This is a genomic window from Pseudarthrobacter sp. J1738, assembly GCF_050490315.1.
Lineage (GTDB): Bacteria > Actinomycetota > Actinomycetes > Actinomycetales > Micrococcaceae > JBNPEO01.
The window spans coordinates 515,953-530,448 of the sequence record NZ_JBNPEO010000001.1; the positions used below are offsets into that span (position 1 = coordinate 515,953).

Annotated in this window: 9 protein-coding genes; 7 read left to right on the forward strand and 2 right to left on the reverse strand. The window is 58.7% G+C overall.

Annotated elements, in window-relative coordinates; translation table 11 throughout:
- Window positions 1-69 precede the first annotated feature (69 nt).
- The 3 genes from ACQR35_RS02485 (at window position 70) to ACQR35_RS02495 (ending at window position 3,582) form a co-directional block, all read left to right on the forward strand.
- Window positions 70-1,206, forward strand: a complete 1,137-nt coding sequence (locus ACQR35_RS02485; RefSeq protein ID WP_430266432.1) for a GuaB3 family IMP dehydrogenase-related protein — start codon at window positions 70-72, stop codon at window positions 1,204-1,206.
- A gap of 92 nt (window positions 1,207-1,298) precedes the next feature.
- On the forward strand, window positions 1,299-3,053 hold the full coding sequence (locus tag ACQR35_RS02490) for a glycerol-3-phosphate dehydrogenase/oxidase (protein WP_430266433.1): 1,755 nt from the start codon (window positions 1,299-1,301) through the stop codon (window positions 3,051-3,053).
- A 40-nt stretch (window positions 3,054-3,093) separates the two neighbouring features.
- On the forward strand, window positions 3,094-3,582 hold the full coding sequence (locus ACQR35_RS02495; protein ID WP_430269099.1) for a PTS sugar transporter subunit IIA: 489 nt from the start codon (window positions 3,094-3,096) through the stop codon (window positions 3,580-3,582).
- Between the two features lie 64 nt (window positions 3,583-3,646).
- Here the strand turns inward: ACQR35_RS02495 and ACQR35_RS02500 are convergent, their stop codons facing one another.
- Window positions 3,647-5,398: an ABC transporter ATP-binding protein gene (locus ACQR35_RS02500; protein ID WP_430269100.1), complete on the reverse strand. Its 1,752-nt coding sequence runs from the start codon at window positions 5,396-5,398 to the stop codon at window positions 3,647-3,649.
- Window positions 5,391-7,109, reverse strand: coding sequence for an ABC transporter transmembrane domain-containing protein (locus tag ACQR35_RS02505; RefSeq protein WP_430269101.1), 1,719 nt, complete (start codon window positions 7,107-7,109; stop codon window positions 5,391-5,393). The genes ACQR35_RS02500 and ACQR35_RS02505 overlap by 8 nt, the downstream gene beginning before the upstream one ends.
- Window positions 7,110-7,245: 136 nt before the next feature.
- On the opposite strand from ACQR35_RS02505, the gene ACQR35_RS02510 reads away from it, so the two are divergent.
- From ACQR35_RS02510 to ACQR35_RS02525, 4 genes are all read left to right on the forward strand, one after another.
- On the forward strand, window positions 7,246-8,082 hold the full coding sequence (locus tag ACQR35_RS02510) for an SURF1 family protein (RefSeq protein WP_430269102.1): 837 nt from the start codon (window positions 7,246-7,248) through the stop codon (window positions 8,080-8,082).
- A gap of 9 nt (window positions 8,083-8,091) precedes the next feature.
- Window positions 8,092-8,580 (forward strand): DUF3817 domain-containing protein, encoded by a 489-nt coding sequence (locus ACQR35_RS02515; protein WP_430266437.1) that lies wholly within the window; start codon window positions 8,092-8,094, stop codon window positions 8,578-8,580.
- 33 nt (window positions 8,581-8,613) lie between these two features.
- Window positions 8,614-10,203 (forward strand): glutamine-hydrolyzing GMP synthase, encoded by a 1,590-nt coding sequence (guaA, locus tag ACQR35_RS02520; protein WP_430266438.1) that lies wholly within the window; start codon window positions 8,614-8,616, stop codon window positions 10,201-10,203.
- A 131-nt stretch (window positions 10,204-10,334) separates the two neighbouring features.
- Window positions 10,335-14,495, forward strand: a complete 4,161-nt coding sequence (locus ACQR35_RS02525; RefSeq protein ID WP_430269103.1) for an AAA family ATPase — start codon at window positions 10,335-10,337, stop codon at window positions 14,493-14,495.
- The last annotated feature ends 1 nt before the right edge of the window (window position 14,496 follow it).

Consider the following 14,496-nt stretch of genomic DNA (forward strand, 5'->3'; position numbering starts at 1 on the left):
GCAGCTACGGCGATAAGGGCAGAAAGCTCACAGTGCGCCGCGGGGAGCGCCGTCAAGTAAAGTAGTGACGTGACTTACGAGATTGAGATTGGCCGTGGCAAGCGTGGGCGCCGAGCCTACTCCCTCGATGACATTGCGATCATCCCTAACCGCCGTACGCGTGACCCTCGGGATGTGTCGGTAGCGTGGCAGATCGACGCCTATAAGTTCGACATTCCAGTCATTGCCGCGCCCATGGACTCGGTGATGTCCCCAGCCACTGCCATTGCGCTCGGGCGCTTGGGTGGCCTCGGTGTACTTGACTTAGAAGGTCTCTGGACCCGCTATGAGGATCCCGATGCAGTGTTGGAGCAGATCGCCGCGCTCCAGGATGAGGCACCGAGCGCCAGTACCACACGCAAACTTCAAGAGCTTTACCAAGCACCCATCCAGCCAGAGCTGATTACCTCACGCCTGGCCGAGATTCGTGCCGCCGGTGTCACAGTTGCTGGTTCTTTGACCCCGCAACGCACGCAAGAGCACTATAAAACCGTATTGGCAGCCGGTGTGGATATTTTTGTTATCCGTGGCACCACGGTTTCAGCTGAACACGTTTCCAAAGATCACGAACCTTTGAACCTTAAACAGTTCATCTATGAACTCGACGTCCCAGTGATTGTGGGCGGCGCGGCGGGTTACACACCGGCATTGCACTTGATGCGCACTGGCGCCGCCGGAGTTCTGGTGGGCTTCGGTGGTGGCGCAACCACTACTACCCGCCGTGCTTTGGGTATTCACTCGCCTCTCGCCTCGGCTATTTCCGATGTTGCGGCTGCCCGCCGCGACTACATGGATGAGTCCGGCGGACGCTACGTTCACGTGATTGCCGACGGCGGTATGGGGGCCTCGGGCGACATCGTTAAGGCAATCGCTATGGGCGCCGATGCCGTGATGTTGGGCTCCGCTCTGGCACGCGCCGAAGAAGCCCCGGGCAAGGGCTGGCATTGGGGTGCCGAAGCGCATCACACACAGTTGCCCCGTGGCGACCGGGTCAATGTTGGCACCGTGGGTCCCATGGAAGAGGTGCTTTTTGGCCCAGGACATCACACCAATGGAACCTCGAACTTGATTGGCGCTTTGCGCAGGTCTATGGCCACCACAGGGTATTCAGATCTGAAGGAATTCCAGCGCGTGGATGTTGTTGTGTCCCCGTACTCGGAACGCTAACGCAGGAAAGTGGGGCGTTCAGCCCCTGCCTTTCTGGCGCCCAAAACAGTAGGGTTGGTCTCACAACGCAGTTGAGCGAATGGAGACTTCCCATGGGCAACGACGCCACTTTTGGATCCCCGATTTCCGGTGGAATCCTGAGTCCTGAAAACCGCGAGAATTCCTTGGCTGCCCTGAGAGCCACAGCGGAACCCGGCAAAGAGCTGGACGTGCTAATAGTTGGTGGCGGTGTTGTGGGTGCAGGATCGGCCCTCGACGCAGTCACGCGTGGGCTGTCCGTTGGCATTGTGGAGGCTCGCGACTGGGCCTCTGGAACGTCCTCGCGGTCTTCAAAGCTGATCCACGGTGGTCTGCGTTATCTGGAAATGCTGGACTTTGCTCTGGTTCAAGAAGCGCTGCAGGAGCGCGGCCTGTTGATACAGAAAATTGCCCCGCACTTGGTCCGGCCTGTGCCGTTTTTGTATCCCTTGACCAAGCGTTTTGTGGAGCGTCCCTACGTGGGTGCGGGCATCATGCTCTATGACACTTTGGGGTTGACCTCGGGCCATAGCCGCGGGGTACCCATGCACAAACACTTGAGCCGGAAAGGCACCTTGCGTTCAGCGCCGAGCCTGAAGGACGACGCTTTTGTAGGTTCCATTCGTTACTATGACGCTCAAGTAGATGACGCCCGCCTGGTGGTTAATGTGGTTCGTACTGCGGCTCGCTATGGCGCACACGCGGTGAACCGTATGCGTGTAATCAGCTTCTTGCGTGAGGGCGAGCGTGTGGTGGGCGCCAAAGTAGAGAATCAAGAGGATGGCTCCACCTTCGACATTCGTGCCAAGCAAGTAGTTAATGCCACAGGCGTGTGGACCGATGAAACTCAAGCCATGGTGACTGACCGCGGGCAGCTGAAGGTTCGCGCTTCAAAGGGCATCCATTTGGTGGTTCCCCGTGACCGCTTCCAATCAACGGTGGGTCTAATCCTCCGTACGGAGAAGTCCGTTTTGTTTGTTATTCCCTGGGGTCGGCATTGGATCATCGGTACCACTGACACCGACTGGAAGCTTGATAAGGCCCACCCTGCGGCTTCGAGCAAAGATATTGACTATGTTTTGGAACACGTTAATAAGGTGCTCAAACGGCCCCTCACTCGTGAAGACGTAGAGGGTGTCTACGCTGGTCTGCGTCCGCTGCTGGCCGGAGAAAATGATTCCACGGCAAAGCTCTCGCGAGAACACGTGGTGGCTCATCCTGTCCCCGGGTTGGTAGTGGTGGCCGGCGGAAAGTTCACCACCTACCGGGTGATGGCCAAGGACGCAGTAGACGAGGCAACGCGGGCCTTGGACGAACGCGTTCCGGCCAGCTGCACCGAGTCCATTCCCTTGTTGGGCGCCGAAGGATACAAAGCTGCCTACAACCGCAGGGCGCGCACGGCAGAAGAATCCGGGGTCCATGTGGCTCGTGTGGAGCACTTACTTTCGAGGTACGGAACCTTGGCTCAAGAAGTCCTGGACTTGGTCAAGGAACGTCCCGAACTGGGGGAGCCACTGCCCGGCGCTGACGATTATTTGGCAGCCGAAGTTGTGTACGCCACCACCCATGAAGGCGCCCGGCACGTCCACGATGTACTCACACGCAGGACCCGAATTTCCATCGAGTCATGGGACCGCGGCGTTTCCGCAGTGCCGGTGGTGGCTAAACTAATGGCTGAAGTATTGGGCTGGAGTGAGGTTCAGCAAGAGAGCGAAGTCAAGCACTACCTAGCTCGTGTGGAAGCCGAGCGGTTGAGCCAGGAACAACCCGATGATGAGTCGGCAGATGCCGCCAGAATCGGTGTGGATGACATTGTTCCGCTTCGCTAACTACGCGGCGGCTACGAATTGAACGTTGGAAGGAGTGCCGTTGGCGGACGAATTTGATCGCTACGACGCAGAATTAACCACCCCTGCCATGGTGGTTTTAGAAATGGTTGCAGCTGATAAGACGGAGGCTGCAACACAATTGGCTACCGCCATGTTTAATGCTGGCCGGGTCAGTGACCTCGGCGGATTCCTCAAGCAGGTGAACTCGCGCGAGCACCAGCTTGCTACAGGTCTTCCTGGCGGGATTGGTTTGCCGCATGCACGCAGCGAATTCGTTTCGCAGACCTCCATTGGTGTGGGTGTTACTAAGTTCGGGCATGCCCTGGATTTTGGTGCAGTGGATGGCCCGGCCAACCTGGTATTGCTGATTGCCACACCGGCGCAGTCCTTCTCTGAGCATTTGGAAGTTTTGGCTACCTTGGCGCGCTCGCTCTCCAAAGAGTCTTACCGTGAGTCTTTGCGCCGAGCTCACGATCCAGAAGTCATCGCCGAGCTCATCAACAGTTCGCTGGTTTTCTTCGATCACTAAGCAAGTTTTAAAGTACGACGCCGCCCGGTACCCTCAGGTGCCGGGCGGCGTTTTTGTTGATGGTTTATTCAGTCCGCCAAGACTTCCAGAGTGAAGCGTAGGAACCGTCTAGGGCCAAGAGCTCCTCATGGCTACCGAGCTCGGTGATCCTGCCGTCCTCAACAACCGCCACCCGATCGGCGTCGTGCGCAGTGTGTAAACGGTGAGCGATCGCCACCACGGTGCGGCCGGAAAGAACAGCGCTGAGCGAGTGCTCAACGTTTCGGGCCACCTGTGGGTCAATGAGCGAGGTGGCTTCGTCGAGGACAAGTGTGTGTGGGTCAGCGAGAACAAGGCGCGCCAAGGCCAGTTCTTGGGCTTGCGAGGGCGTGAGGACGTGCGCGCCTGAACCCACGTCAGTCTCGAGGCCCAGTGGTAAATTCTGCGCCCAGGTCAAGGCACCGACGTCTCGCAGGGCTTCTTGAAGTTCTGCGGGTGTTGCGTCTTCTTTGCCAAGGCGGAGGTTGTCCGCCAAAGTGCCCACAAACACGTGATGTTCCTGGGTTACTAAGGCAACTTCGCGGCGCAATTGCTCCACCGGCAAATCCACCAGTGGCACACCACCCACGGTTGCGGTGCCACTGCCAGGCGGATGAATTCCGGCAATAAGACGCCCCAGAGTGGACTTCCCGGCACCGGAAGGCCCCACAATTGCTAGCCGTTCACCCGGAACCAAGGACAGGTCCACACCATGCAAAACAGGGTGGCCCGGACGGTAGGAGAAGCTTGCGCCCTCTAGCTTCACGGCACTACCTTCGGGCACAGCCCCAGTGGGAGTGCGGTCTGCTTCAACGTACTTCACACCAACAATTCGGGCCAGCGAGGCTGCGCCAAACTGCAACTCATCCAGCCACTGAATGAGGCTGTTGACCGGCTCCACCAAGGCCATCGCGTAAAGTGCAACGGCTGCCACGGCGCCGGGTGTTACAGATCCTTGGGAGGCAAGCCAGCCACCCCACAGAATCACCACCAAAACAGGAATCCACAAGGCGAGCTCGGTAACAGGGAAAAGGATTGACCGCAGCCACAGGGTGTACCGCTCGGCCTTAAACGCAACGTTCAGGCCCTCGGCAGTGCGCTCTAGCCGTTGCTCGCTCAAACCCAAAGCGGAGACCGTCACGGCGCCGTCGGCGGCCTCGCTCAACGTGCCGTTGACCTGTGCGTAGGCGGCGTGCTCACGCTGGTAGCCGGGCCCAGAGCGTTTCAGATACCAGTAAGCGATAGGCGCCACCACGGGAAGTCCGGCGAGCAAAGCGAAGGCCAAAAGTGGCGAAGCGAAAAAGGCTGCGACAATCGTCAAGATGACTGAGACGGCGGCAACCAACAAACGTGGGACACCAAAACGGACGGCGAAGGACAGTGCTTCAACGTCATTGGTGGTGCGTGAGAGGAGATCGCCGGTGCCAGCTTTTTCTACCGTAGACAGCGGAAGCGCCGTTACGTCGGTCATAAAGGTCTCACGCAGTTCGGCGAAGACTTTTTCGCCCAGCATCATTCCGCGCAGCGAGGCCCAACGGGTCAGCCCGGCTTGGATCAGCACAGCGCCCAGGAGCACAGAGCTGAGCACCGTCACGGTGTTTAGGCTGGTTCCAGCTTGGGCTGCATCCACGAGCCTGCCCAAAACGTTTGGCCCCACCAGACCCGCCAAGGCGGCACCCATGTAGAGCGTCACCACCAGCGCGAGGCCAGCCCGATGGTTGCGCATAAGGTTCCCGGTTTCGCGGCGAACCTGGGGGCCGTCCGCAATCGGGAGTTTTGTGGTGAGGCTATTACTCACTACGTACCACCACCGTGTGATATTCGGCTTGTGTTGCCATCAGTTCGCTGTGGCTGCCCATCACGGGGGCTCCGGTGCGTGGCATAAAAATGACGTGGTCCATGACGCCGAGCATCAGTGGGCTCGCCGTGACCACAAGGGTGCTGTGCTGAGGCTGTGCCGCTCCGCCACGGGCCTCGGCGAGCCCTTTGGCAATACGTTGCTCAGTGTGTGCGTCCACGGCGCTACTGGGTTCCACCAGCAAAAGAACTTCGGCCTCGGTAAGGACCGCGCGGGCCAACGCCAGGCGCTGGCGTTGGCCGCCGGAGAAACTGCGGCCCCGCTCGTCGACTTCGTGGTCCAATCCGCCGTCGATCGCGTCCAAAATATCAGCCCCGGAGGCCAGCTCGATGGCTTCCCAAATGGCTTGATCCTGGTGTTTTCCGTGCGGGTCCAAACCATGGCGCAAGGGACCAGTGAACAATTGTGGTTCGGCGGGACTGAAGGCGATTCTGGACCGCACTGCTGCCAGCGGCAGCTCAGTAATGGGTACAGCACCCCAGCGCACCTCGGCGGATTCGGCGTCATCAAAGCGCCCCATGCGTTTGGCCACTGCGGCGGAGAGCCCGGGGTCGGCGCATACCAGCGCTGTCAGTGCGCCTGGGTGAAGTTCGACGCCGCTGGCACCGTCGCGTAGGACGCTGCCAGGAATGGGGGCGGCAGCATCGCCGTCGGACACTAGATCTTTGGTGCCGAGAATGCCGATCACCTTCCGGGAACCAACCATTCCGCGGATCACAGCGTTGATCGCCTCGGAGCCAACGCGGATGGGGGAGACCAAAAAGGCTGCGAAACCGTAGACGGAGATTAGCTCACCAGCGGTGATCTGCTGTTCCACGGCCAGGCCAGCACCGATCCAGGTGAAAAATACGCTGAAGACGCCAGCAATCAGCAATTGAGCTGCATCCAGTGTGGCTACAGAACTGGCAACGCGATTGCCTTCCAACCGGGACAACTGTGAGCGTTGGCGGTACCTATCCACAAAAATTCTTTCGCCACCGATTCCGCGCAGGACGCGGAGGCCGGCAACGGTGTCAGCACCAACGGCTGACATTTTTCCCGTAGCTTCACGTTGCGCCGCTTGGCGTTTTTGCAGAGGTTTCACCACAAACGTCAGCAACGCACCCAAGAGCGGAACGCCAATGAGCACCGTTAAACCCAAGGGGCCGTGAATAGCTGCCACCATGGCAGAGACGGCCAGATAGGCCACGATCGAGCCGGTCAAACGCGCAGTGATATCAAAGAGCTGCCCAATTCGCGCCGCATCGTAGGACGCGGCCGTGACGATTTCGCCGGTGGCCAGCGTGCGCGTGAGTGCTTCACCGCTGTGCGCCACTTTTTTGCCGATGAGTTGATTGGTACGCAGCATCGCCTGCAGAAAGTTGCTCACGGCCATCCGGTGGCGCAGGGTGGCTGTGACTGCCTGTAGCAGGGCTAGGCCCAAGAGAACGGCGCCCCAAAACCACAAGGCATCCATGTTGTGGCCAACAATTCCTGCGTCGATCGCTTTGCCAATAACAAGGGGCGAAAGGGCTTGGGCCATCATCCACAGAATGCCGTAAAGGAGCCCGCCGACTAGGGTGGAGAGCTGCAGGGTCCCCAGCCAAGTGAGGTAGTGACGTGGTGAGCGGAGGTCTGCCGGGGTTTTGGTGGTGTAGGGGTACGCTCGCACAACATTTGAGCCTAGGCAATGGGAGGGCCGTTCGGGAAGGGTCTGAAAGATTGTTTTCAGATCGTGACATGGGTCACTGCCTATAACTATGTGGGCCGTTTAGTTCTTCTACAAGCGCACGAAGTACGGTTAAGGGGTGCTCAAAACTGCCTTGAAACCCCGTTGGATTGCTGGATTGATCCTGGCCCTTGTCCTTTCGGCGGCTTTCGTTCTGCTCAGCCAGTGGCAGTTTGGGCGCTCATCGCAGGCAGAAACCCCTACAGATCCAGCCATTGAACGGGTAAAACCGCTCACACAGACGCTTAAGCCGGGGGACTTCTTCCACGGCTCCGTTGCGGACCAGATGGTTTCAGCAACCGGGGAGTACGACGCCGCCAAACAGGTCTTGGTGAAAGATCGTCTCCTTAACGGGCAAAAAGGTTATTGGGTGGTCACCCCGCTCAAGGTTGATGGCGCTCCTGTTTTGAAGGGCGCCGGGGCAAGCGCAGTCACCTACATTCCAGTAGCCCGGGGTTGGATCAGTGATCCCGGCCAAGCCACGGCGCCCCCCAGCGGAAAAATTGAGTTGGAAGGCCGGCTAGTTCCGTCCGAGGCGCCGATAGTAGATAAAACCCCTGAGGCGAATGTTGTTTCAACCCTTTCAGTGGCTGAACTCATCAATCGTTGGGGAGTCTCTAGCTACCCCGGTTTTGTGGGTGCGAGCTCTGAGATTTCCGACGGGGCCCAAGTTGGCGCGAACGACTCAACGGCGCTGAAGCCGCTGCACCTTAAGGCCCAGCCGGCTGGCGATAGCGTTAACTGGCTCAACTTGTTCTACGCCCTCGAATGGATCGTTTTCGCTGGATTCGCACTGTTTATTTGGTGGCGACTGGTCAAGGATGACTACCAGCGCGAGCTTGAAGAACGTGAAGATGAAACTTTGGACAGTCAAGGCACCGCAGCAGCGGCCTTGACTATGGATGAGAAAAATTAAGGTGAAGTCATGATTGACCCCAAACCGGCCAGCGGATCAACCGCAGCACCTAAGCGACGCTTTGGCGGCACCGAACCGCAAATTCGCTCGGCCCTAAAGTTCTACAAAGTGATGGCCTACCTCACCGGTGCCATGCTCTTGCTCTTGTGCGCTGAACTTGTGTCACGCTACCTATTTGGTACGTTGCTGGTTGCCGGTGGCACTGACGCTCTGACCGGAGCTGCACACGGCTTCGGCTTTGTTCAGGCGGAGCCTAAAGGCGTTCTGGGTGGCTTCAACATCTCAGTGACAGTTCTGATTGTTCACGGTTGGATGTATGTGATTTACCTCATGTCTAACTTCCGCTTGTGGACTCTTATGCGCTGGCCCTTTGGCAAGCTCATTCTTATGGCTGCCGGCGGTGTGATCCCCTTGCTGTCCTTCTTTGTGGAGAAGAAGATCCACGCAGAGGTTGAAGCTGAATTGGCCGCAAACCCGCAAGCCAGCAAACGCTACTAATTGGTAGCCCTCGCTCTCAAGTAGGCTTATACAGTGACTACCCCCACCTCAGCCCAGACTTCCCAGAAGCCGGTGCTGGTTGTTGACTACGGTGCCCAGTATGCGCAGCTGATTGCACGCCGCGTACGGGAAGCAAATGTGTACTCGGAAATTGTTCCGCATACCTTTACCACCGAGCAGCTTCTGGCCAAGGACCCCGCCGCGATCATCCTTTCCGGAGGCCCTTCGAGCGTTTACGCCGATGGTGCACCCAAGGTTGAAGCAGACCTGTTTGAAGCGGGAGTTCCCGTCTTCGGAATTTGCTATGGCTTCCAGGCCATGGCAAATGCACTGGGCGGAACTGTTGCTAAGACTGGTCTGCGTGAGTACGGCTCAACAGACGCAACATCAGTTGGGGAACCTCGTTCGATCCTGGCCGGCGTGCCAGAGCACCAGAATACGTGGATGAGCCACGGCGACTCCGTCCAGGAAGCACCTGCCGGTTTTGACGTTTTGGCTACCACCGCTGGCGCCCCCGTTGCTGCTTTTGCTAACGAAGAACGCCGCTTGTACGGGGTTCAGTGGCACCCGGAGGTCAAGCACTCTGCACAGGGGCAGCAAGTTCTTGAGAACTTCTTGTTCAAAGGCGCGGGCCTGACCCCTAACTGGACCACCGGCAACATTTTGGAAGAACAAGTTGACCGGATTCGTGCCCAGGTGGGCGACGCGAAGGTTATTTGTGGTCTCTCCGGTGGTGTTGACTCCGCCGTTGCTGCAGCGCTGGTTCAGCGTGCAGTGGGCGATCAGCTCACGTGTGTGTTTGTTGATCACGGACTCCTGCGTGAGGGCGAAGCCGAACAGGTCGAGCGCGACTTCGTAGCGGCCACTGGCGTTAAGCTCTACGTTGCGAATGAACAAGAGCGCTTCCTGAATGCACTTGCTGGGGTCTCCGATCCGGAAACCAAGCGCAAGATTATTGGCCGCGAATTTATCCGTGCCTTCGAAGAAGCTGAGCGGGCCATTATGCTCGAGGCCGCAGCCGAGGGCGAGAGCATCAAGTTCTTGGTTCAAGGCACCCTGTACCCGGATGTTGTTGAATCCGGTGGAGGGGAAGGCGCCGCAAACATCAAGAGCCACCACAACGTTGGTGGTCTTCCTGAAGATTTGCAGTTTGAGCTGGTTGAGCCGCTGCGTGCTTTGTTCAAGGACGAGGTCCGTGCGGTGGGTGCACAGCTTGGTTTGCCGCAGGAAATTGTTGGCCGCCAGCCCTTCCCTGGCCCAGGTTTGGGAATCCGAATTGTGGGCGAAGTTAACCACGAGCGCCTTGAACTGTTGCGTAAGGCCGACGCGATTGCTCGCGCTGAGCTCACCGCCGCTGGTCTGGACAACGAGGTGTGGCAGATGCCTGTTGTTTTGCTGGCAGATGTTCGCAGTGTTGGTGTTCAGGGCGATGGTCGCACTTACGGGCACCCGATCGTTTTGCGCCCCGTTTCCTCCGAGGATGCCATGACGGCAGACTGGTCACGGTTGCCGTACGATCTTTTGGCTCGAATTTCCAACCGCATCACCAATGAGGTGGACGGGGTGAACCGAGTGGTGCTGGACGTGACCAGCAAGCCGCCGGGAACCATCGAGTGGGAATAAGCGTGTAGTTACAGCCGGACCGTGCAAACGGCCCGGCTGTAACCGTTTTATGGCCGTTTTCATAGCCAATTTTCAGCTTCCTCAGTGTTGCGAAGCTGCGTCCGCGCACTAACACCGATACGCTCGAAGGTATGCCGATATGGTCCAAGGCGTCACGTTCAAGCGCAGAAAAGAAGGCAGAAGTGTCAGAATCCCAGAGCCACATCGAGGGCTCAGAAGAGCTCGCCAAGTGGCTTCAGGGTCTCAAGGGCGTTACCGGTCCGGACACTCTCCTTCGATTCACTAAAACGCCCGAGGGATCAATTGACCTCACCGCAGCGCACCCATCCGGTCTAGCGCAGCTGATGGCTGGGCGCCGGACGCGTCTTTCTACCTTGATCCGGGAGCGCCAGGAGTACGGCGTTGCAGCCCGCGCAGCGCGGAATCTTCGCGCCAAAATATTCGAAATCGCCAACGAGCGTGGTGTGGAGGTTGGCTTTTTGTCCGCCGGTACCGCCGTATGGACCTCCGCAGTCGGTGGTAAACCCCAGCGCGTTTCGGCACCAGTAATGCTCGCTGCACTCGCTCTAACAGTGCGCCCAGGTCAAGACGACTATGAGATCCAGTTGCTTGAGCAAGCCCGGATCAACCCGGCACTGGTTCGCCACCTGAAATCCGTTCACGGAATTGTTTTTGACGTCAACGCAGTGACCCGGATGGCCTACAGCACGGCCCGTTTTGACCCGCAGCCAGTGCTGGACCGGATGAGGACTCTGATTCATCAGATCCCGGGCGCCGAGGTAGAACAGAACCTTTTGGTCTCCACCTTCGCTGACCTGACACAGACCTTGGATGATCCGTGGATCAACCCGCAAAATCCGGTGATCCAGGCGCTCGCTGACAAAGCGAATGGTCGGGGGAACACGCCGTCGGACCTGGATCCTGACCGTTTTGCTCCGTTAGACGACCGCGATCCGGCTGACGAAGTTTTGTTGTTAGATGCTGACTCAGAACAGCAGTACGTTGTTGACGCTGTTGCTGCTGGCGAGTCGTTGGTGGTTTCCGCTGCGCCCGGTACTGGCCAAACGCAGACGGCCATCAACTCCATTAGTGCGCTCATCCATAACGGCAAGAGCGTGTTGGTGGTGGGGGATCGTCGTGCTTCTTTGGACGAGGTGGCCCAGCAATTCGAGCGCCTTGGCTTGGACTCACTGTTGTTCCAGCTCAACGGTCAGACCAGCCCGCAACAGCTCAAGACGCAACTCATCAAAGCAATTGTGCGCAATGAGAAGTCCCTCAAACCGCAACTGGACAACTTGCACTCCACACTCGTGGAGCAGCGCCACGCACTGGTGGACCACGTGGCGTCCTTGCACAATGTGCGTGATCGCTGGGGTTGCTCGCCGTACCAAGCCATGCAGTCACTGGCCCAGCTGACAGCCATTGAACCGGCACCGGCCACCACGGTGCGGTTAAAGCGAAGCGTTTTGGACAGCATCCGCGACCGCGAAGAACTGGCTACCCGCTTGGTCCGTGCCGCAGAGCTGGGTTCCTTCAGCAAGGAAGCCACCTCCTCGCCATGGCACGGCGCGCGTTTGCTGACGCGTAAGGAAACTGAAGAGGCCCGCAAACTGGCCGAGTCTTTGGCAACAAAGCTTCCAGCACTTCATGATCAGATGCAGGCAGTCGCCGAGCATTCTGAGATTCGTCTTGGCGCAACGGTTCAGGAGTGGGGCGAACAGCTGAAAATGCTGGTTGCCGTGCGAGAGAGCCTGGATAAGTTCACACCAGACATTTTTGACCGTCCGGTGGATGACCTGATCTCCGCCACGGCACCGTCATCCTGGCGGCGCGAGCACAACGTTGAGATGCCGTCGATGCAACGTTCGCGTTTGCGTCGTGTGGCCAAAGAATACATCCGCCCGGGTGTCCACATTGCTGACCTGCACAATTCCTTGCTTCAGGTGCAGCAACAACGAGCCGTGTGGGCCGAGTTTGCTGTCTCTCAGCGGCATCCGGCTGTGCCTTCTGGACTGGCCGAGCTGAATTCAAACTATCGCGCTTTGGACCAGGGTCTAGCCAAATTGGGCTTGCAGTTGCGAGGAACAGCTGGTGGAGGTCGCCTGGCCACTAGCCCGTACCCGGAGCTGTTGCAGAGGCTTGCGGATCTGGCAGCAGACGGCGCAGCCCTCGAGACCTTGCCGGAACGCACACTCTTGACCGAGAACATGCGCGAACACGGTTTCGGCGAGCTGCTTGACGACTTGGCGGCTCGCGAAGTTCCCGCGAGTTCGGTAGCTTCCGAGCTGGAATTGGCGTGGTGGCAGTCTGCCCTTGAAGCCATGATCAGTGGCGATGACTACCTGGCTATGGCAGATGGCGATAGCTTGCGCCAGCTCGAAGCCGAGTTCCGGCTTGCGGACAAGGCACACATTTCAAGCGGCGCAGCACGATTGCGCTGGGAGCTGGCCGAACGTTGGCGTAACGCCGTGGCCGCTGAACCGCGTCAGGCCGAATTACTGCGGACCTTGTTGAAGGACGGCCGGGTCACCCTGCAGTCACTTACCGCACAGTCACCACAGTTGTTGCCGGCATTGAGCCCGGTCTGGACCATCAGCCCGTACTTGCTATCTGGCACCTTGCCTGTCAGCCACAGTTTTGATGCTGTGGTGATTTTGGATGCTGACTCTACTTCTTTGCAGGCCGTCCTTTCTGCGATTGGCCGGGGCAAGCAGGTTATTGCCTTTGGTGATGCGCGTACAGCGTCACCGCGCACCTTCAGCGTCGCCGTAGAGCGCCCGGCCACCGGCGAAATTGCCAGCCAGAAGGTCCAGAGTGCCTTTGCTGCGCTGAGTGCAGTGTTGCCGGTGTGGACTCTCAAAACCGCCTACCGCTCGGTGGATGAGGATCTCACCCTACAGTTGAGCCAGAACTTTTACGACGGCGCGCTGAAGCGACTTCCGGACGGCCACGCCGTGACCGGTTTGGACCGTGCCTTGCTGGTGGAGTATTTGCCGGATGGCACTGGTCTGCCTAGCGCCGGCCAGGATGGTGTTGAATCGGTGATTGCCGAGGTCAACCGGGTTGTTGATTTGGTCTTTGAACACGCACGGCTCCGTCCCCGTACCTCGTTGGCAGTGGTTACCGTGAGCTTGCGGCATGCAGCGCGGATTGGTGAAGCAATTCGTTTGCAATTGCCTAATCACCCCTTGCTGGCTGACTTCTTTGCCTCGAGCGGGGAATCCTTCCGAGTGGTTGATTTGAACCGCGCGCAGGGTATGGTCCGTGATCACGTGATTTTCTCGCTGGGTTATGGCCGCACACCTCACGGGCGTGCACTGCATAACTTTGGCCCGCTCTCCGCCGAGGATGGCCGGAACAAGTTTGCGCTTGCTATGACCCGCGCCCGGCAGTCTTTGCATGTTTTGACGTGCTTCCGACCTGAGGACTTGGACGTGCAACGCTTGAGTCACGGTGCAGTCGATTTTTATGAACTGTTGGACCGTGAACTTGGCGGCAACTACTCCATGGGTACACAGTCCTCGAGGGCAGCTGCTAGCGAGCAGGCTCTTGGCGAAGATCCTTTGGTAGCCGATCTAGGGGAGCGCTTGCGGGTTCGCGGAGCACGGGTGTGGCATCACTATGACGGTGCCATTGACGTTGTGGCTGCTGCCGATCCGGTGCACACCATTGGTCGCGATGATGCTGAGATTCCTACGCCTGTGGCCATTGAATCTGACGGAACACAGCGCTACCGCAGTATGAGTGTGCGTGAACGTAGCCGCTTGCGTCCCGAGCACCTCGAACGCTTGGGCTGGCGCTACTTGCCGCTGTGGACCATCGAAGTCTTCACGGATCCATCCGCCTGCGCTGACCGGATTGCAGGCTTCTTGCGCTTGGAACACCACGATGAGTTGGCCAACTCTGCGGACCGTCCGGGGTTCTTGGACGAAGCGCTCGAGCCAACAAACACGGCCGTGAATGATGATTCCGGCGCGACTTCCTCGCTGGAAAAAGCAGATCACGGTTCAGAAGCAACGATTGAAGGTGAAGGCAGTATGAGACGGGTGACTGTCCCGGCCACCAACTCTTCGGCCGAACCGGCTGAGACCCCCGCACCAACTGACACCCCCGCGTCAGAGGGCGTTACCCCAAGCAGCGTTACCCCGGCCACCGGTACAGTGGCAGCTGAGCCGGAGGGGATTCTGCCCACCAAGGCCGCCGAGGATGACCCGCGTGCTTGGGGGGATCGCGAAGGAAACCAGGATCATGATTCGTGGCTCAAGGAACAACGCCCGCCACATTGGGGCTAAT

Coding starts and splice junctions, on each gene's coding strand:
- ACQR35_RS02515 (WP_430266437.1), top strand. CDS start 8,092: ATGATTGACCCCAAACCGGCCAGCGGATCAACCGCAGCACCTAAGCGA.
- ACQR35_RS02525 (WP_430269103.1), top strand. CDS start 10,335: ATGCCGATATGGTCCAAGGCGTCACGTTCAAGCGCAGAAAAGAAGGCA.
- ACQR35_RS02490 (WP_430266433.1), top strand. CDS start 1,299: ATGGGCAACGACGCCACTTTTGGATCCCCGATTTCCGGTGGAATCCTG.